The 19,636-nt window shown below is 33.6% G+C and carries 18 protein-coding genes and 1 pseudogene; 14 read left to right on the top strand and 5 right to left on the bottom strand.

Annotated features, from left to right (window positions below):
- A partial coding sequence (locus ACH2BV_RS04125) for an anti-sigma factor (protein WP_395049457.1) occupies positions 1-540 on the bottom strand: 540 nt, incomplete at its 3' end.
- Positions 540-1,070: an RNA polymerase sigma factor gene (locus tag ACH2BV_RS04120; RefSeq protein ID WP_395049456.1), complete on the bottom strand. Its 531-nt coding sequence runs from the start codon at positions 1,068-1,070 to the stop codon at positions 540-542. The genes ACH2BV_RS04125 and ACH2BV_RS04120, both read right to left, overlap by 1 nt.
- Positions 1,071-1,302: 232 nt before the next feature.
- Between ACH2BV_RS04120 and ACH2BV_RS04115 the strand changes: the two genes are divergently transcribed.
- The 6 genes and pseudogenes from ACH2BV_RS04115 (at position 1,303) to ACH2BV_RS04090 (ending at position 7,477) form a co-directional block, all read left to right on the top strand.
- Entirely contained in the window at positions 1,303-1,953 is a 651-nt protein-coding gene (locus ACH2BV_RS04115) for a DUF4331 family protein (protein WP_395049455.1), read from the top strand.
- Between the two features lie 22 nt (positions 1,954-1,975).
- Complete coding sequence (locus ACH2BV_RS04110; protein ID WP_395049454.1) at positions 1,976-2,551, top strand: DUF4331 family protein; 576 nt, start codon at positions 1,976-1,978, stop codon at positions 2,549-2,551.
- 72 nt (positions 2,552-2,623) lie between these two features.
- On the top strand, positions 2,624-3,163 hold the full coding sequence (locus tag ACH2BV_RS04105; RefSeq protein WP_395049453.1) for a DUF4331 family protein: 540 nt from the start codon (positions 2,624-2,626) through the stop codon (positions 3,161-3,163).
- 70 nt (positions 3,164-3,233) lie between these two features.
- On the top strand, positions 3,234-4,529 hold the full coding sequence (locus ACH2BV_RS04100; RefSeq protein ID WP_395049452.1) for a tetratricopeptide repeat protein: 1,296 nt from the start codon (positions 3,234-3,236) through the stop codon (positions 4,527-4,529).
- Positions 4,529-6,728 (top strand): annotated as a pseudogene (locus ACH2BV_RS04095) (TonB-dependent receptor). The gene ACH2BV_RS04100 and the pseudogene ACH2BV_RS04095 overlap by 1 nt, the downstream one beginning before the upstream one ends.
- A gap of 176 nt (positions 6,729-6,904) precedes the next feature.
- Positions 6,905-7,477 (top strand): glutathione peroxidase, encoded by a 573-nt coding sequence (locus ACH2BV_RS04090; protein WP_395049451.1) that lies wholly within the window; start codon positions 6,905-6,907, stop codon positions 7,475-7,477.
- A gap of 66 nt (positions 7,478-7,543) precedes the next feature.
- Here ACH2BV_RS04090 and ACH2BV_RS04085 read toward each other — a convergent pair whose 3' ends face one another.
- Positions 7,544-8,494 carry a tRNA dihydrouridine synthase gene (locus ACH2BV_RS04085; protein WP_395049450.1) on the bottom strand — a complete coding sequence of 317 codons (951 nt, stop codon included), beginning with the start codon at positions 8,492-8,494 and terminating at the stop codon, positions 7,544-7,546.
- Positions 8,495-8,544: 50 nt separating this feature from the next.
- Positions 8,545-9,042: a GNAT family N-acetyltransferase gene (locus tag ACH2BV_RS04080; protein ID WP_395049449.1), complete on the bottom strand. Its 498-nt coding sequence runs from the start codon at positions 9,040-9,042 to the stop codon at positions 8,545-8,547.
- Positions 9,043-9,171: 129 nt separating this feature from the next.
- Between ACH2BV_RS04080 and menD the strand changes: the two genes are divergently transcribed.
- Positions 9,172-10,833: a 2-succinyl-5-enolpyruvyl-6-hydroxy-3-cyclohexene-1-carboxylic-acid synthase gene (gene menD / locus ACH2BV_RS04075; RefSeq protein ID WP_395049448.1), complete on the top strand. Its 1,662-nt coding sequence runs from the start codon at positions 9,172-9,174 to the stop codon at positions 10,831-10,833.
- Positions 10,834-10,920: 87 nt separating this feature from the next.
- Positions 10,921-11,775 (top strand): S1 RNA-binding domain-containing protein, encoded by an 855-nt coding sequence (locus ACH2BV_RS04070; RefSeq protein WP_395049447.1) that lies wholly within the window; start codon positions 10,921-10,923, stop codon positions 11,773-11,775.
- 19 nt (positions 11,776-11,794) lie between these two features.
- Here ACH2BV_RS04070 and ACH2BV_RS04065 read toward each other — a convergent pair whose 3' ends face one another.
- Positions 11,795-12,658: a DUF3943 domain-containing protein gene (locus tag ACH2BV_RS04065; protein ID WP_395049446.1), complete on the bottom strand. Its 864-nt coding sequence runs from the start codon at positions 12,656-12,658 to the stop codon at positions 11,795-11,797.
- A 258-nt stretch (positions 12,659-12,916) separates the two neighbouring features.
- Between ACH2BV_RS04065 and ACH2BV_RS04060 the strand changes: the two genes are divergently transcribed.
- From ACH2BV_RS04060 to ACH2BV_RS04035, 6 genes are all read left to right on the top strand, one after another.
- The gene (locus tag ACH2BV_RS04060) at positions 12,917-13,747 is read left to right on the top strand and encodes a 1,4-dihydroxy-2-naphthoyl-CoA synthase (protein WP_395049445.1); all 831 of its coding nucleotides are present in this window, start codon (positions 12,917-12,919) and stop codon (positions 13,745-13,747) included.
- A gap of 161 nt (positions 13,748-13,908) precedes the next feature.
- On the top strand, positions 13,909-14,859 hold the full coding sequence (menA, locus tag ACH2BV_RS04055; protein WP_395049444.1) for a 1,4-dihydroxy-2-naphthoate octaprenyltransferase: 951 nt from the start codon (positions 13,909-13,911) through the stop codon (positions 14,857-14,859).
- 122 nt (positions 14,860-14,981) lie between these two features.
- Positions 14,982-15,659: a metal-dependent hydrolase gene (locus tag ACH2BV_RS04050; RefSeq protein WP_395049443.1), complete on the top strand. Its 678-nt coding sequence runs from the start codon at positions 14,982-14,984 to the stop codon at positions 15,657-15,659.
- 117 nt (positions 15,660-15,776) lie between these two features.
- On the top strand, positions 15,777-16,985 hold the full coding sequence (locus ACH2BV_RS04045) for a tetratricopeptide repeat protein (protein WP_395049442.1): 1,209 nt from the start codon (positions 15,777-15,779) through the stop codon (positions 16,983-16,985).
- A 26-nt stretch (positions 16,986-17,011) separates the two neighbouring features.
- Positions 17,012-18,058: an o-succinylbenzoate synthase gene (locus tag ACH2BV_RS04040; protein ID WP_395049441.1), complete on the top strand. Its 1,047-nt coding sequence runs from the start codon at positions 17,012-17,014 to the stop codon at positions 18,056-18,058.
- Between the two features lie 181 nt (positions 18,059-18,239).
- Positions 18,240-19,142: an LD-carboxypeptidase gene (locus tag ACH2BV_RS04035; protein WP_395049440.1), complete on the top strand. Its 903-nt coding sequence runs from the start codon at positions 18,240-18,242 to the stop codon at positions 19,140-19,142.
- Positions 19,143-19,636: the final 494 nt, after the last annotated feature.

Below are 19,636 nucleotides of genomic sequence, written 5' to 3'. Positions count from 1 at the left end.
CACTTCGGTTTCTTTATTCCAATAAATTTTGGCAGATGATGTAGGAGAAACAGCTTGACCACCAAGGTTGATTACTGTATTTTTTGCATCTCGAATAACGGTCAAAGCAGTTAATGTCTGTTTGTTTTTCCCTTTTAAATCGACCAAAGTATCTTGTAAATTTATTTTTTCTTTTTCAATCGAAGCTACTTGATTTTGGGTTTCGGATAATTGTGTATATTGATAACCAATACCAAGCAAAAGCACTACAGCTGCTGCCCAACCTATATATTGATTCCAATTATTTTGTGGTTTCATTTCGATCACTTTTGAATATTTCAAATCTAATTTAGCTTTGATTTTTTCAAAATTCTCGGCAGATAAAAACGGAGAAAAACTAGTCGATAAATTCACGATTGCTTTTTCAATTGAAATGATTTCGTTTTCAATTTCCTTGTTTTTTTTGGCCATTTGGCTCACTTCTACATTTTCGATTTCTGTAAGTAAACCATAAACATAGAGTTCTAAAATTCCGCTTTCTATATATTGTTTTGTATCCATTATACTTTTAGATAAATTCTTAAATCATTGATGCAATTTCTATTTTGTGTTTTGACGGTTCCTAGCGGAATGGCAAGTTCGTCAGATGCTTCTTGTTGAGTATATCCTTGAAAGAACAACAATTCAATAATTTCAATGCACTTTGGTTTTAACTTCTTTACAAATTCAAGAATTCCAATGGTGTCGATTCTATTGTTTAGTTTATTGCTGTCGTCCAATAGATGTACGAAATTATCGGCAGATAGGTTTTTTTTACTGTTGTTAAATCCTTTAGATCTTAGTTTATCAATTGCCGTGTTTCTGGCAATATTTAAAATCCAAGTGTAAAATCTTCCTTTGCTCTCGGAATAACTGTCAATGCTCTTCCAGATTTTTACAAACACTTCCTGTAAGGTATCTTCTGCATCTTCCGTTTCTTTTAAAAGATTAGATATTACCGAAAATAAACTTTTTGAATACATATCATAAAGGATAGTAAATGCCCTTTCATCCTTCTTGAGGATTAACGGAATTAATTCTTCTTGTGTCATTGTTTTTGTTTGTTTTTTGTTATGAACATATACGTAAGAATTCAATCATTGGTTTTATAAATGTAATTTATTTTTTAAAGCATAATCTTCTAATTCTAAAATAAAAATAAAGTTAAAAAAAAATATTTTTAAATTACTGTAAATCAATGATTTTAATTTTTTTTAACTTTTTTTAAATCCAAAACTAATCCATTCTCGTAAATATATTTTTAACCTTTTAAATTAAATAACAATGAAAAAAACAAAAATTGTATTAGGTCTGTCGCTGGTGGCGATTACAGGTCTAGTTTTTATGGCAGCGGATCACGCAGATGCTCCAGCTGTAACAGGTAATGCTTCGGACATTACAGATGTGTATGCTTTTCAAGGCCAAGACACAAACAATATGGTATTTGTAGTAAATACGCAAGGATTGTTAACACCAGGTGCTACCGCAGCTGCTATGTTTAACGAAAACGTATTACAAGAGATTAACATTGACACCAATGGTGATAATGTAGAGGACTTGGTAATTCAAGCTATAAGAAAAAACGACAAGATGTATTTCTTCGGTCCTGTTGCTCCTGGAATGACAGGAGTTACTAGTACGATAAAAACAAATGCAGTCGCAGGAAATGTTGAGATTTCTAAATACGGAAGCGCACCAATTACAAGTACTTCAAACGGTATGAAGTTTTTTGCAGGGCCAAGAGATGATCCATTCTTTTTTGATTTAGGTCAATTCAAACACATTCTTGCTGGTGAAGCTACAGGTTTTAATAATCCTGGAACCGACACATTTGCTGGTACAAACGTACTTTCTACAATAATTGAAGTTCCAAAATCTTTATTGGGTTCTTCTACAACTATAAACGTTTGGGCTGAGACTAAGAAAAAACAATAATTAATTTTTAAATTTTAAAATCATGAGAACAAATAAAATTAGAATAGTAGTATTGTCTCTCTTTAGTATTACAACAGTATTAGTAAGCTGTAGTAAAGACGAATTAGTCACAAATGAAACTAGTGCAGTAAGTGCAAATAAATTTGGAGTTAATTTTTCAGGAACTTTTGTACAACAAGATCAAATGGCTCGCCCTGCAATAAATACCGTTTTTATTAAATCTGGCGCACCAAAAGATGCTTTTAATGCTGCAATTCCTTCAGAAATGGGAGCTGCTTATCAATCTATATTTCAATCTAGATTATTGGCTTTAAATCCTGGATATACAACAAATGCATTAGGATTATCAGCTTCCCAATTTACTGGTGTGTTAGCAACAGATGTGTTGAATGTGAGCAAAACTTCTCCAACAACTTTCTTTGATGGAACTAATGTACTTACCGGAAGAGCAATTGCAGACGATGTAATTGATGTAGAATTGTTATTGATTTTTGGTGGGCCAACTGGCGCTTCAAATTCCGGATTGACTTCGGATCATGTCGATTCTAATGACAAAGCATTTTCTAACAAATTTCCTTATTTGGCTTCGGCTTGGTAAAAAATAGTAATCAGGGCATATGAATTATGTGCCCTGATTTTAATTCTTTTAAATAACATAAAAATATTAAAAATGCATAAATATAAAATAATAACAATGTCACTTGTTTTTGCAGCAACATTATTTGTGAGCTGTGACAACAATGATAATTCATCAAAAAGTCCTGATTTTACGGGAACTTTTGTACAACAAGATCAAATGGCTCGTCCTGCAATAAACACCGTATTTATTGCTTCTGGCACACCTAAAGACGCTTTCAATTCAGCAATTCCATCAGCAATGGGAGCTAATTATCAATCTATTTTTCAATCTAGATTGTTGGCTTTAAATGCTGGTTATACTACCAATGCATTAGGACAAACTGCGGCACAATTGACAGGATTGTTGGCAACAGATGTTTTGAATGTTAAGAAAACAGGCAAAACCACGTTTTTTGATGGAACAAATGTATTAACAGGTCGCGCTCTTGCCGACGATGTTATTGATGTTGAATTGCTATTGATTTTTGGAGGACCAGCCGGAACATCAAATGCTGGATTGACTTCGGATCATGTTAATGCAAATGACAAAGCTTTTGGAGCTTCATTTCCTTACTTGGCAACTGCCTGGTAAAAATAATTAATCAGAGCGTGTAGTAATGCGCTCTGATTTTAATAAAAAACAACAAAATGAAAACAACAAAATGAAAACAATAAAAATACTATCAATTTTACTATTTACAGCTTTGCTAATGTTAAGTTGTAATCAAAAATCAGACAAAATTATTGCTCAAAAAGATTACAATAAGTATTTAGAAATTAAAGACAACAAATCAAGAGATTTTGCTCAAAGTGAAATCAATTTTTGGCAAAAAAAATACGATAAAGTACCTAATCAAACGAGTTATTTAAGTCTTTTGGCATCCAACTATTCTAAACTTTTTGAAAATACAGGCAACGTTAAATACTTGTATAAAGTCGAAGCATTGTTGTTGCAAGTTAATAAGGAATATCATTATGAAACTGTTGGCCCAATTCGCTCTTTGGGGAGAAATTATATTTCGCAACATCGCTTTAGGGATGCTTTGGTATTGGCAAACAAAGCATTAGCGATAGGTGAAGGAATGAAAGAAACTCAGAAATTGCTTTTCGATGTCAATATGGAATTAGGAAATTATACTCTAGCTGAGAAAAATTTAAAATACCTTAACGACAGTAAAGATTTTGATTATCTCATTCGAGTTGCTAAATGGAACGATCACTTAGGGGATTTAAAAACGGCAATTTCATTAATGGAAAAAGCCAAAGACATAGCTATTAGTAACGATAATAAATCCCTTAAAATTTGGACTTATTCAAATTTAGGCGACTTTAATGGTCATGCAGGTGATATTCAAAAATCTTATGAATATTATTTGAAAACTTTGGAATTGGATCCTAATAATTCTTACGCACTAAAAGGAATTGCTTGGATAGCGTTTTCATACGAAAGAAATACCCACGAAGCAAAAAGAATTATTGACAACATTTCAAAAAGGCATCACACACCCGATTTTTATTTGCTTAAAGCTCAAATTGCAGAATTTGAAAATAATTCGACTGCTAAAAATAAAAATTTAAACGAGTATTTTACGATGCTGAATACCATAAATTATGGTGCAATGTATAACAAATACAACACTTTAATTTATGCTGATGATAAAAGTACGGCTGCAAAAGCATTAGAAATTGCCAAAATAGAAATCGATCACAGACCCACACCGGATTCGTATGATTTATTAGCTTGGTCGTATTATAATCTTGGCGATAGCAAAAAAGCTTTGGAAATTGCAGAGAAATATGTAGTTGGAAAATCATTTGAACCAAAGCTAAATTACCATTTAGCAACCATCTATAAAGCTAATAATATGACTGCTAAAATTGCTCCAATAAAAGAAGAATTACTAAAAAGCACTTTTGAATTAGGCCCTAATTTGGAGAAAAAAATTATTAGTTTGTAATGAGAAATCTCTATTTACTTGTCACTTTGCTTTTCTTTTTTTTTGCTCACAGCCAAATTCAAAAAGGAATTATAAAAGATGCTCTGGGCAACCCAATCGAAAACGCCTACATTATTAATGCAAATTCTCAAACTCACGCTCATACAAATGAGTTTGGAACTTTTAGTATTGACAAAACAAACAAAGGAGATGTGCTCAAAATTTCAGCTGTTGGATATAAAAAAGCAAATTTCATCTTTGAGTCTACTGATTTTAATATTGTTTTAGAAGAGGCTGTTTATAGTCTGGATCAAGTTATTATCCAACCCAAATTGAATGCGATGAATGTAATCACTAAAATTGATTTTCAAACAGCGCCAGTAAATTCCTCGCAAGAAGTTTTGCGAAAAGTTCCAGGATTATTCATCGGTCAACACGCAGGTGGAGGCAAAGCAGAGCAACTATTTTTGCGTGGTTTCGATATCGATCACGGAACGGATTTAGCGGTTTCGGTAGATGGAATGCCAGTAAATATGGTATCTCACGCTCACGGACAAGGCTATGCTGATTTACATTTTGTGATTCCAGAAACGATTGAAAAAATTGATTTTGGCAAAGGAACCTATTATGCCAGCAAAGGCGATTTTGCCACAGCAGGTTATGTTTCTTTTATCACAAAAGAAAAAATTGATGCAAATTACATCAGTGTCGAAGCGGGACAATTCAATACTTTCAAAACTGTTGGTCTTTTTAATTTATTAGACAAACAGAAAAATCAAAATGCCTATTTTGCAACAGAATATATAATGACAGATGGGCCGTTTGACTCGCCACAAAACTTTAAACGCATTAATTTATTTGGGAAATATACCAGCGTTTCATCTGATAATACAAAATTTTCGATAAACGTTTCTCATTTTACAAGCAAATGGGATGCTTCGGGACAAATTCCGCAACGATTAATTGATGCGGGTTTAATTTCAAGATTTGGTGCTGTCGATGATACAGAAGGTGGGAAAACATCAAGATCAAATTTGAATATTTCATTGGTTAAACCAATAAATGAATCCACTTTTTTGAAAGCAAATGCTTTTTATTCCAACTATAATTTTGAGTTGTATTCTAATTTCACGTTTTTTTTGGAAGATCCAATAAATGGCGATCAAATTCGTCAAAAGGAGAGTAGAAATATTTTTGGTATAAATACTGAATTGAATAAAAAATTGACAAATTCTAATTTTCAGTTGGGTTTTGGTTTGCGAAATGATGCAACGCTAAATACTGAATTGTCGCACACAACTCAACGTTACACAACTTTAAATACTTTGAAATTGGGAGATATTGATCAAACTAACATTTTTTCGTATGTTAATGCAGAATTCGATTTTGGGAAACTAAAAATAAATCCAGCCATACGATTTGATTATTTTAAGTTTGAATACCAAGAAATTGGCGACGAATTATAGCACCAAAACGGAGGATAAAGTAAAATTTTCGCCAAAACTGAATTTTATTTTCACTCAAAACAACAATTTGCAATTTTACCTAAAAACAGGTTTTGGGTTTCATTCAAACGATACCAGAGTTGTGGTTGCTAATGAAGGACAGGAAATTTTGCCAACCGCTTTTGGTACCGATTTAGGAATTATTGCCAAACCATTTCCAAAACTACTACTTAATGGAGCGCTTTGGATTTTGAACCTTAAGGAAGAGCTAGTTTATGTTGGAGATGCAGCAACGGTAGAAATTTCAGGAAGAACAAAACGGATGGGAGTTGATATTGGGTTGCGGTATCAATTAACAGATTATTTGTTTTTTGACACTGATGTTAATTATACGTATGCCAGAAGCGTTGATGCTCCAAAAGGGAAAGATTATATTCCATTAGCTCCAGATTTTACTACAACAGCCGGATTAAGTAGTGTCAAATACAAAGGGTTTTCGGGCGGATTTCATTACCGATATTTAAAATCGCGTCCAGCGAACGAAGACAATTCGATTGTGGCCAAAGGATATATGGTTTCGGATCTGAACTTAAATTATGAATTTAAAAGCGTCACATTTGGCGTTACAACTGAAAATATTTTCAACACAAAATGGAATGAAACGCAATTTGCCACTGAATCGCGATTGAAAAACGAAACAAATAGCGTAGAAGAAATTCATTTCACGCCGGGAACTCCTTTCTTTTTAAAAGGAAAAGTGAGTTATAGATTTTAATTTAAATTGGTTTGGTTTTTGTTTGGTAACAGTAATTTCATTTGATAGTTGAAGTGGCTGTTATTTTGTTGGAAGCCCGATGGTTTTATACCATTGGGCTATTTTATTAAAACTTTGGGAAATGTTGTAGTATTTGAAAAATCATTTTGACTATTTTTATAAAAATTTTTAATTATATGAAAAATCTATTTATTTATGCCTTAGGACTTTTCTTATTTACGAGTTGTCAAGGTCAGAGCAAACAAAACAAACCCCAAGTAATTATGGAAAAACAAACTATTTATCAATTCAAAGTCGAAGATTTATCAGGAAAACAATTTGATTTTGCTTCCTTGAAAGGCAAGAAGATAATGATCGTAAACACGGCTTCAAAATGTGGATTAACGCCACAGTACAAGGATTTAGAAGCAATTTACAAAGAATACAAAGACAAAGGTTTTGTGATTGTGGGCTTTCCAGCCAATAATTTTGCCTCGCAAGAACCAGGAACCAATGAAGAAATAGCAACTTTCTGTCAATTGAATTATGGAGTAACGTTCCCTATGATGGATAAAGTTTCTGTAAAAGGAGATGATATGTGTGCTGTTTATAAATTTCTTACTCAAAAATCAAAAAATGGATTGGAAGATTCTGAAGTAGGATGGAATTTCCAAAAATATCTTATCAATGAAAAAGGAGAGTTAGAGAAAGTGATTTCTCCTAGAACATTAGTAACAGAACCTGAAGTGGTAAATTGGATAAAGGGATAGTATTAGAAGGCAGTAGGTAGATTTCAGATAGCGGTTTTCTGAAATCTGCAATCTGCAACCTGAAATCTAAATTTTCTCATTCTTGAAAATTGCCGCAACAGCCGCTTCATAATTTCTTATACTTTGCGCTTTTTTGATTTGTTTTAACACTTTGTGGGGGTTCGAAAAGGTAACCGAAAAATATTCCCATAAATGATACATCTTCAATAAAATATGGATTTGTCCAGACAAAGATTCGCTATAAATAGCGTATAAAGTATCGTGAAATTCACGAAATAACTCCATTTTGTTTTTAGGATATTCAAATGAATTGCTTTTTATCATACTTGGTAAAAAAGGATCCGAAATTAATCCTCTTCCTATCATCCAATGGTCTATCGACGGGAAGCGTTCTTGCATTTCGTGAAACTTTTTAACGGAAGTGATATCGCCGTTGTAATACAATTTGTGAATCGTGTTGTCGATGCACAGTTGAAACGCATCCAGATTGACGCCTCCTTTATACAATTGCTTCCCGATTCGGGCGTGAATGGCGATATTTTTGATGGGATAGCGATCTAAAATGGGCAAAACATCCAAGATTTCTTCACTGTTTTCATAACCCAAGCGCATTTTCATTGAAACAATAATGTCTGATTCAGAATGGGTTCTTTCCAGAATATGATTAATCTTTTCTGGATTACTGATCAAGCCCGAACCCATACCAGATTTGGTAACCATTGGATACGGACAACCCAAGTTCCAATTTAATTCTTTATATCCCAACTCTCGAACATATTTTGCCACAAATAAAAATTCGTCGGCATCGTTTGTTATCACTTGTGGAATTACTTCTAAATCCATATTGTTTTCAGGAAGCAGGTCACGTTCGTAAGAGGGTTTAATTTCCAGTTTTCCGTTCAAGCGAATATAAGGGGAATAGAAGGTGTCAATTCCTCCAAAAATTTTGTTTTGGGCATTTCTAAAACGGAAATCTGTAAATCCTTGTAAAGGTGATGAGAGTAGGGTAAAGCTCATATATATTGTAAAGTTGCAAATATAAGCTACTTTATTCACAAAGATTTTCTTTACTCTAAAATTAGCTGCATTATAACAGAATGCAACCAACGGTCAAATTTATACCCTGATTCCTTTATAATTCCTGCGGTTACAAAACCAAATTTCTCGTGAAATTCAACACTACTTTGATTTTCAGCATCGATAACGGCAATCATAGTATGGAGTTTTTGTTTTCTGGCCAAAACAATTAATTCTTGAAGTAATTTTTTACCAATGCCTTTACCGTGAAAATTTTCATTCACGTAAACAGAATGTTCTACCGTAAATTTATACGCTTCCCGAAAGCGAAATTCACTATACATTCCAAAACCCACAACATTGCCGTCAAGCTCAGCAACAATCACCGGAAAATTTTTATGTATTTTTTCTTCCAGTATATTTTTCTGTTGCTCGTAGCTTCTAATTGTGTAATCATACAAAGCAGTCGAATGCAAAATATTATGATTTATAATAGCTAAAATAGCTTGAGTGTCTTCGGTTTTGTAGGGTCTAATTTTGATTTCCATCTTATAAAATATTTCTCTTCAAAAGTAAGAAAAAGTTGTTCGAATTGAACGTTTTCGGTTGGCAAGTTTGTAACTTTGCTACAAGCTTGGAGTTGCAATAACTTCTAACATCTAACATATAAATTCATAATGGTTTATCCCAAAATACCTTTAGCGCAAAGCATCATCCAAATTTGTCTTGCCAAAGGTGTAAAAAATATCATCATCTCTCCTGGTTCACGAAATGCTCCCTTAACCATAGGTTTTGTAAACAATCCCGAATTCAATTGCTACAGCATTGCTGACGAGCGTTGTGCTGCTTTTTTTGCACTTGGAATAGCGCAGCAAACCCAGAAACCAGCCATTGTAGTTTGTACATCAGGTTCGGCATTACTGAATTATTATCCTGCTTTTGCCGAAGCGTTTTATAGCCAGATTCCATTAATAGTGATTTCTGCAGATAGACCTTTGGATAAAATTGATATTGGCGACGGCCAAACCATTCGTCAGGAAAATGTATTTAAAAATCATTCGCTGCATAATGCCAATTTAACTCAAGAAGCTTCAGTCGAAAATGATTTGAAAATCAACAAGGCGATTAATAAAGCTTTTACAAAAAAAGGGCCAGTTCACATCAATGCGCCTTTTGAAGAGCCTTTGTATCAAGCTGTTTCCAAGCTGGATGTGGATGTGACGATTTCAGCTTTCGCCAAAGAGCACAAGAAGATTTCCATAGATGAAATTATTGAATACACGAATATTTGGAATAAATCAAAAAAGATATTAATTCTAGTTGGCGAAAACAAACCTGATAAAATTGACGCGGATATTATTGATTTTTTAGCCAAAGATGATTCGGTTGTTGTAATGACAGAAACGACTTCTAACCTTCATCATCCTTCGTTTTTGAATAACATTGACACCATAATTACCCCTTTTTTAAATACAGATTTTAAAAATTTTCAACCAGAAATCTTGATTACTTTTGGCGGAATGATTGTTTCCAAAAGGATAAAAGCATTATTGCGAAAATACCAACCCAAACACCATTGGCACATAGATACTTTGAGAGCTTATGATACTTATGGGTGTTTAAGTAAACATTTTGAAGTTAATCCAAATCAATTTTTCAAGCAGTTTTTACGTTTTACTATTCCAAAACACAGTAATTATTGTTCAACTTTTGAAGCAATTGCCGCCTTGAGAAAAATAAAACATTATGAGTATTTGTCCAAGATTCCTTTTTCTGATTTTAAAGCATTTGAAAAAGTCATTCCTTCTTTACCTGATGATTCTATGTTGCATTTGAGCAACAGTTCAGCCATTAGATATGCACAATTGTTTGACATTAATCCTTCAATCGAAGTATTTTGTAATCGAGGAACAAGCGGAATCGATGGTAGTACTTCAACAGCAATTGGCGCGGCTCTGGCCAATATGAAACCCACAGTTTTAATTGCAGGAGACATTGGTTTCTTATATGACAGCAATGCCTTGTGGAATGAATACATACCAAAAAACTTCAAGATTATTTTAATAAATAATGGAGGTGGAGGTATTTTCAGGATTTTGCCTGGGCACGAAGAAACACCGGTTTTCAATAAATTTTTCGAAACTTCACATTGTTTTACTGCGGAACAATTGGCAAAAATGTATGGTTTTGAATATAGTATTGCCAGTGACGAATTAAGTTTATCAAAAAGTTTAAAAACATTCTATGCACAAAATGACAAACCCAGTATTCTGGAAATTTTTACACCAACTAGAGACAACGACAAAATTTTGTTACAGTATTTCAAGGAATTGGTTTAAGTCTTACCATTTATTTCTGTCTTTCAACAACAGGAATAACTTCCTATAAATCTTCGTATCTTTGCGCTTTAGAAAATAGAAGAAATAATGATTGAAATAGGAAAATACAATACTCTTACCATATTACGTGATACTAAAGTAGGTTTGTTTTTGGGAAATCCCGAGAAAGATCCTGAGGGAATTCACGACATACTTTTACCCAATAAATACGTTCCAAACGAATGGGAAATCGGAGAAGAGATCATAGTATTCGTATATTTAGACCACGAAGAACGTCCCGTTGCCACAACACTGGAACCTTATATTTTGTTGAATGAATTTGCACTTTTGCGTGTGAATTATGTCAATCAAGTGGGTGCTTTTATGGATTGGGGAATGGAAAAAGATATTTTGGTTCCCTTTAAAGAACAAGCCAGACCAATGGAAAAAGGGAAACGCTATTTAGTTTATCTTTATATGGATGAGAAGACTAATCGTTTAGTAGCGTCCAGTAAAACCAATCAGTTTTTGAAAAATGATCATCTTACTGTCGAAAAAGGCGAAGAAGTAGATTTAATTGTTTCTCACATCACAGAAATCGGTATTAACGTCATCATCAACGAACAACACAAAGGCTTGTTGTATAAAGATGAGGTTTATGACGATGCAATACGCACAGGAGATAGAATGCGTGGATATATTAAAACCATTCGTCCAGATAATAAAATTGATGTTGCGTTACAAATTCAAGGTTATCAGAGCATTGAACCAAATGCTGATAAAATTCTTGATGAACTAAGAGCAAGTAGAGGTTTCTTACGCTTAACAGATAACTCGCATCCTGAAGACATTAAAACCGTCTTGAAAATGAGTAAGAAAACCTTTAAGAAAGCCATTGGCGCTTTGTATAAAGAAAAGCTAATCGAGATTAAGGAAGACGGAATTTATTTGGTAAAAGAATAAATTTAAAATAAATAATTCTTTAGAAACTCGCAGAGAAATTAATTCCCCAAACTGTTTTATTAGAATTTGCATCAAACCCGACTGGAGCTATATTCATTTGGGTTTTGACTTTTTCTTTATAACCCAACCCATCTAAAACTGTATTGAATGGATCTATAAGAAACAAGGTTGTTACCCCTAAAAATCTTGAATGTAATACTCTTTTGTCATGTTTTACAATTTTTTTCTTGGCATAGAAAAACCCTTCTCCAACTACAGATCCTAAGACTGGTGTGAAGATTAGGTCTTGAATCGAAGGTATTTCTGCAAAGGCTTCGATGCCATATTCCCAGAAGAATGTTGACATTATAGCGGAATAAGTAAAAGATTCAAATATGTTAAAACCACTACTTCTTGCAGTCATATAATAAACACCTCCACAATAGGGATGAGCTAGATAATTCATTGAAAAAGAGTCCTGATCCCATACAGGACCTGCTTTTATATTTTCTTTCCATTTGTAAAACATACCTTGATCTTTCATCGCTTGTTTGTCCCAATGGGTGAAGCTTTCTGGCATAGCCCAAAGTGCACCAAAAGTTACTACTGCAGCACCTAAATAAAGTGTACTGTTGTATCCCAATCTTCTATAATCTCTAGTTTTAGGTGGGAAATCAATAGAAATAGAATCGTTTTTTTGTAATGGAGGAAAATAGTTTGAAGTAGTTGTATTGACAGAATCTTTAAGTGCTGTTTTTATTTCATTTACAACGACAGAAGTACTATCAGTGGAAATTAAAGTGATTTGATTCTCTAAATTACTATTATCTAGCTGTTGTGCAGAAGAGTAAACGAAAAAAAATAATAAAAACAGACTGTAAAAAAATGTCTTTGTATGAGTCATATTATGTGAAAATTTAAAATAAAACACACTTTTTAAACAAGTCAAATTTGGGTTTCTTATTTTACTATAAATGTAAGGAACTTAAAAAAATATGAGTAACAGATTTAATATTTTTTCTTTAATAAAAGGTTGCAAATATAGTTAAAAAATAGTTTTTTGGATATTTATTTTGAGATCACCGTATTTATTTAATTTCAGAATTATTAGAAAAATATAAAAAATGGTCTATTTTTACACTGATAATTTAAAACGAATATAATGGATTGGATAACCGTCAAAGAATATGAAGATATCACCTATAAAAAATGCAATGGTGTTGCCAGAATAGCATTTAACAGGCCTGATGTTCGCAATGCATTTCGTCCTAAAACTACATCAGAGTTATATCAAGCTTTTTATGATGCTCAGGAAGACACTTCAATTGGAGTAGTTTTGCTTTCGGCAGAAGGACCCTCTAGTAAAGACGGAATTTATTCTTTTTGCAGCGGAGGGGATCAAAATGCTCGTGGTCATCAAGGTTATGTAGGCGATGACGGTCAGCATCGTTTGAATATTCTCGAAGTGCAACGTCTTATTCGTTTTATGCCAAAGGTTGTTATTGCTGTAGTTCCAGGATGGGCTGTAGGTGGTGGGCACAGTTTGCACGTAGTATGCGACTTGACATTAGCAAGTAAAGAACATGCTATTTTTAAACAAACGGATGCTGACGTGACTAGTTTTGACGGCGGATATGGTTCAGCTTATTTGGCAAAAATGGTAGGGCAAAAAAAAGCACGCGAAATTTTCTTTCTAGGCAGAAATTATTCTGCTCAAGATGCTATGGATATGGGAATGGTCAATGCTGTAATTCCTCACGCCGAGTTAGAAGATACTGCCTTTGAATGGGCTCAGGAAATATTACAAAAATCGCCAACTTCTATCAAAATGCTAAAATTCGCTATGAATTTGACTGATGATGGAATGGTAGGACAACAAGTTTTTGCAGGTGAAGCCACCCGATTAGCTTATATGACCGAAGAAGCCAAAGAAGGAAGGAATGCATTCCTCGAAAAACGAAAACCTAATTTTGAAAAAAAATGGCTGCCCTAAAGGAAGTTTGCAGTATTCAGTTTACAGTGTTCAGCTTGAGCAATAACACTAATAAAAACTTTGAGATTTGTGGTAAATAATAAAAGCAATACTAATAGAAACTTCGTGCCTTAGTGTCTTTGTGGCAAAATAGCGCCTTAGTGGAAAATAATAAACTTAAAATGAAACATTGGATTCAAGCCGCAAGATTAAGAACCTTGCCATTATCAGTTTCCGGAATAATAGTGGGAAGTATGTATGCTTTGGCCTATCCAACGGATAACGTTTTAACTCCAACAGAAGTTTTCAACTGGAGAATATTTGGATATGCAATTTTAACCACGCTTGGTTTGCAAATCCTATCCAATTTTGCCAATGATTATGGAGATGGAATGAAAGGAACTGATAATGCCGACAGAGTCGGACCAAAACGCGCTATTCAAAGCGGTGTTATTTCTCCTGAAGCTATGAAACGCGCCATAATTATCACGTCCGTACTAACACTAATTTCAGCCATATTATTAATTTATTTTGCTTTTAAGGATACAAATTTGGGCTATTCCTTATTCTATTTGGTATTGGGGATCTTGGCAATTGCATCGGCAATTCGGTATACTGTGGGCAATACTGCTTATGGATATCGTGGTTATGGCGATGTATTTGTTTTTGTGTTTTTCGGTTTAGTAAGTACCTTAGGAGTTAATTTTTTATACTCAAAACAATTAAATTTTGACCTTTTTTTACCGGCAACCGCAATCGGATTATTGAGTGTTGGAGTCTTGAATCTGAATAATATGCGGGATGAAGCCTCGGACAGAAAGTCGAATAAAAACACTATTGTTGTAAAAATTGGTGCAGCAAAAGCTAAAAAATACCACTATTTTTTAATCATTTCAGCCATGGTTTTGGTTTTAATTTTTGCTGTTGTAAATGGTTTTCATTGGGATCAATACTTGTTTTTACTAGCTTATATCCCTTTAATAAAACATTTAATTACGGTTTATAAAAACCAGGAGCCAAGAGCTTTAGATCCTGAATTAAAAAAATTAGCACTTAGTACTTTTGCACTTTCAATTTTATTGGCATTGTGTATGATTTTCTTTCTTTCGGATTTGTTAGTCAATAATTATTAATAAAAAAGATAAAAGACAAATAGAGTATAGAAAATAGATTTTTGTGTCTTTATTATTCTTTTTCTTTTATCTTTCGTCAATGTTCTATTATCATTATTCTCTGATCAATAATTTAAACAATTATGAAAATAATATTCTATGGTCATGCCTCATTAGGAATAGAAGTTGGTGGGAAACATATTTTGGTTGATCCATACATTTCAGCCAATCCAAATGCATCCCATATTAATATCAATGAATTAAAAGCGGATTATATTCTTTTGACACACGCTCACAGCGATCATATTCTTGATGTCGAATATATTGCCGCAAGAACAAATGCGGTTGTCGTTTCTAATTATGAAGTGGCATCCCATTTTGGAGAGAAAGGATTGAAATATCATCCAATGAATCACGGCGGAAGCTGGAAATTTGACTTCGGAAAGGTGAAATATGTAAATGCAGTTCATTCCAGTTCTTTTCCAGACGGAAGTTATGGTGGGAATCCTGGAGGTTTTGTAATCGAAAGCGAACACAAAAACATCTATATTGCTGGTGATACCGCACTCACGATGGATATGAAGCTCATTCCGATGAGAACAAAATTGGATTTGGCGATTCTCCCAATAGGGAACAATTTTACGATGGACATTGATGATGCCATAATTGCTTCAGATTTTGTCGAATGCGATAAAATACTGGGAGTTCACTACGATACTTTTGGTTATATCGAGATTGATCACGAAGAATCTATTCGTAAATTTTTTGATAAAGGGAAAGATTTAATGCTATTGGAAATTGGCGAAAGCATTGAATTGTAATCTCATTAACAATATTTAGAAGCTATTTCCTGCTGTACGCTATATCTTTTTCTTTTTAAAGAAAAAAGAAAAAGGATGCCGCTTCCATCAGGGCTAGGGAAATCAATACATAATAAAATGAATATTAAAAAATTATTTTTTGTGCTATTAATTAGCATTTCGTTCGAATCTGTATTTGCACAACAAGACGGTTATTGGGATAAAGAAAGAGCTACTACAAAAGAAATCATCGTTTCGGCAAGAGATAGAATTGTAATAAAAACCGAAGATTTACCTGTCGGTACCACCGAAGTGGTTTATAGAATCACGCTTCTTGATGAAAACCAACAAATGGCAAATAGTTTGGTTTCAGTATTGAAATCCATACCAGACCCAACGGGAATAAGTCAAGGTTCTGCGGGAGCCGTTTTTCTTCTTTCCAAAATTTCAGGGGAAGACAAATGTAAATATGCCATTTTCACCAATGATGCTCTGGCTTCAGAATACAAAAAAAGTGGAGAAACTGCAAAAGCTTGTTATTATCAAAACGTTCCTGTTAGCAAGGATGCCAAGGGTCTTTCAATCGATAGGTCTTTATGTATACTGCCTAATTCTAATGCAATGTGGTTTGGTTTCGAAAGCAAGAATTGGATAATGAAACAAAAAATTATTCTGGAAGTTGTCCCTTGGGTAAATAAAAGACTTAGCAGGGGTTGGACTTTAGAAAACAGAAAAGTAATTATTAATCAATGTAAAGCATCTGAAACAGCTAAATCACTTCGTGACTCAGATGACTTTTGTGTTTGCGTGCTTGAAAAGATGCAAAAAGATTACAAATTTCAGGAATTTCAGAAACTCCTTTCCATTGAAAAATCAAAAGCGTATAAAGATTTTGGAAATGCTTGTTTAAAAGAATCGGGCGCTTCTAATACATTCTATTCTGATTTACGAAGTGAAGCAACGGCATTAGCAAAACAAGGGAAATACGGCAATGCAATTGATAATTTTTTAACCATTGTGGTTAACGGTCAGGCTAACATTACGGATTATAATACGCTTGGGTATTCCTATATTTTGACCAAGCAATATAGCAAAGCAATTAAATTTCTCCTAGAAGGCGAACGTCTTGATGGTTCTGAGTTGTTGATACAATTGAATCTGGCGCACGCTTATATGTTTAATAAAGATTTTAAATCGGCTAAATCCATTTATAAAAAATACCAATTCCAGAATGTGACCAATACTTTGAGTTGGACTCAAAAAGTAAAACTGGATTTTGAAACCTTTGAAAAAGCAGGATTGCCAAGTGGTGATTTTGACCGGGTTTTGAGATTGTTTGAAAATTAAATAAATCAAAAAGCTTAAAATCTATATTGAAAGCAACTTACCACAAATACATTCTTAATTTTAAACGTCCTTCAGGAACGTCTCGAGGTGTTATGACCGAGAAAGAAACCTGGTTTATTATTCTCGAAAAGAATGGTAAAAAGGGAATAGGTGAGTGCGGAATTCTTCGCGGTTTGAGTATTGACGATAGACCTGATTATGAAGAAAAATTACAGTGGACTTGTGCTAATATTCACCTTGGTGAAAACCAACTTTGGGAAGCTTTAAAAGCCTTTCCTTCGATACAATTTGGAGTTGAAATGGCGTTCCGATCTTTGGCAAGTGAAAACCCTTTTTTACTCTTTCCTTCGGAGTTTACTATTGGTAAAAAAAGTATCCCCATAAACGGTTTGGTTTGGATGGGCGAGGAGTCGTTTATGAAGCAACAAATCGAGGAAAAACTAGCAGATGGTTTCCGTTGTATCAAACTCAAAATAGGAGCCATTGATTTCGATAAAGAACTGCAATTATTGGGCTATATTAGACAACATTTTACACCAGAACAAGTTGAAATTAGAGTTGATGCAAATGGTGCTTTTGACAAAACTTTAGCTTTAGATAAGTTAAATCAATTAGCTGGTTTTGAATTGCATAGTATTGAACAGCCTATTCAAAAAAACAATACTGACAGTATGTCAGAGCTATGCAAAATTACTCCAATTCCCATTGCCTTGGATGAAGAACTAATTGGCGTGTTTTCATTGGAAGAAAAAGAAGCTTTATTGCAAAAAATCAAGCCTCAATATATCATTTTAAAGCCCAGTTTTATAGGCGGTTTCCGAGGAACAAAAGAGTGGATTTTATTAGCCGAAAAGTATCATATTGGTTGGTGGATTACCTCTGCTTTGGAGTCAAATATTGGATTAAATGCCATTTCGCAATGGACGTTTTTACAACATAATTTGATGCCCCAAGGACTTGGAACAGGAGCATTATATACTAATAATTTTGATTGTCCTTTGGTAGTTTCTGAAGGGCAATTATGGTATAAAAAGGAGAATGATTGGAAGTTTACCTTTCAAGACTTTTTATAATTTTAAAACTCAAATTATTGATATATTAAAATATGATAAAGTCATTCATTCATCTCCAAAAAAGATTTTCAATAATTTGTATTCAATTACTAATTATAATCTTTTTTGTGCAATGTAAAACTAATCATCAATCTTATAAACACCATTTAGTAATTCGCCAAGATAAAATTAATCTAAATCAATGAAATTCACAAAACCTCCCTATTTAAAACAAGGAGATACAATTATGATTGTTGCTCCAGCCGGATTTGTGCCTGATTCTACTGAGATAGAACCAGGTATTGCTTTAGCCAAAAGTTGGGGACTGGAAGTAATCGTGGGGAAAAATGCCTTTAAAAAACACAACCATTTTGCTGGAACTGATGAAGAACGTCAAAGCGATTTGCAATTAGCCTTCAATAATACAAATATTAAAGCCATTTGGTGTTCCAGAGGTGGGTATGGAACCGTTCGTATTATTGACCAAATTGATTTTACGGCTTTCGAAAAGAATCCGAAATGGGTTGTTGGTTTTTCTGATATTACCACTTTGCACACCACTATTCACAATCTCGGTTTTGCTACCATTCATGCCACTATGCCAGGCGGAATGAAGACTGCGACAGATGAAACCAAACAAACGCTGTATAAAGCATTATTTGGCTATAGTTATGGCTTTGAAATACCTTCAAATCCACTCAACAAAAAAGGAAGCTCTAAAGGAATTTTAATTGGCGGGAATTTATCAATTATCAATTCGATGATTGGAAGCAATTCTGAAGTCAATACTTATGGTAAAATCTTATTTATTGAAGATGTGGGTGAAGATTTGTACCGAGTGGATCGAATGATGTACACTTTAAAAAGAAGTGATGCGCTAAAAAATCTAAAAGGATTGATTGTAGGTGATTTTAGTTACGATATAGAAAAAGACACTTTATTTGGAGGAACTCACCGGGAAATTATCCTCAATGCTGTAAAAGAATACCATTATCCTGTACTATTTGATTTTCCAGCTGGCCACGTTAGAGATAATCGAGCTTTAACTTTTGGAAAAGAAATTGAAATTAATGTTAATGAAACGACTTCAAGAATTAGTTACTGATTCTGTGTTATTTCCAATAAATTCATTCAAAACTCTTATTCTCCTTAATTTACTCCGTCTGTTCGTGCCGCAAACTAGCGGGGCTCGAGTCTCCATCGCCTAACAGAATTAACAATGTCTTTAATCCTTTAGTTCTTTCCGTGATTAATTTTGCAGTACTAACAAACGGAATAAATATAGTCATTGCGGCTGTTCCCCAATTCATACCGCCAATAATTACTGCCAAGATATAGTAATAAAGAAATCAGTAGTGTGTATTGAATAATTTCAAGAACAGAAAACTTCTTGTTCATTGAAATTGGAACTTGTGCTTCAGGAATTTGTGTCACGATATTCAGAATTTTTAACTTTATACTTTCTGTAATAAACGTTAATTCTTTTTTAATACATAAAACTATTTAATCAAAAGAATTCCTCGAAGCTCTGCTTCGGGGTTCGATGGTAAGTAAAATTATTATCTTTGTTTTATGAGCGAACACATTCATAAGAGACAT

It is taken from the genome of Flavobacterium sp. (genome assembly GCF_043780635.1).
Taxonomy (GTDB): domain Bacteria; phylum Bacteroidota; class Bacteroidia; order Flavobacteriales; family Flavobacteriaceae; genus Flavobacterium.
This window is presented reverse-complemented; position numbering and strand designations above follow the sequence as displayed.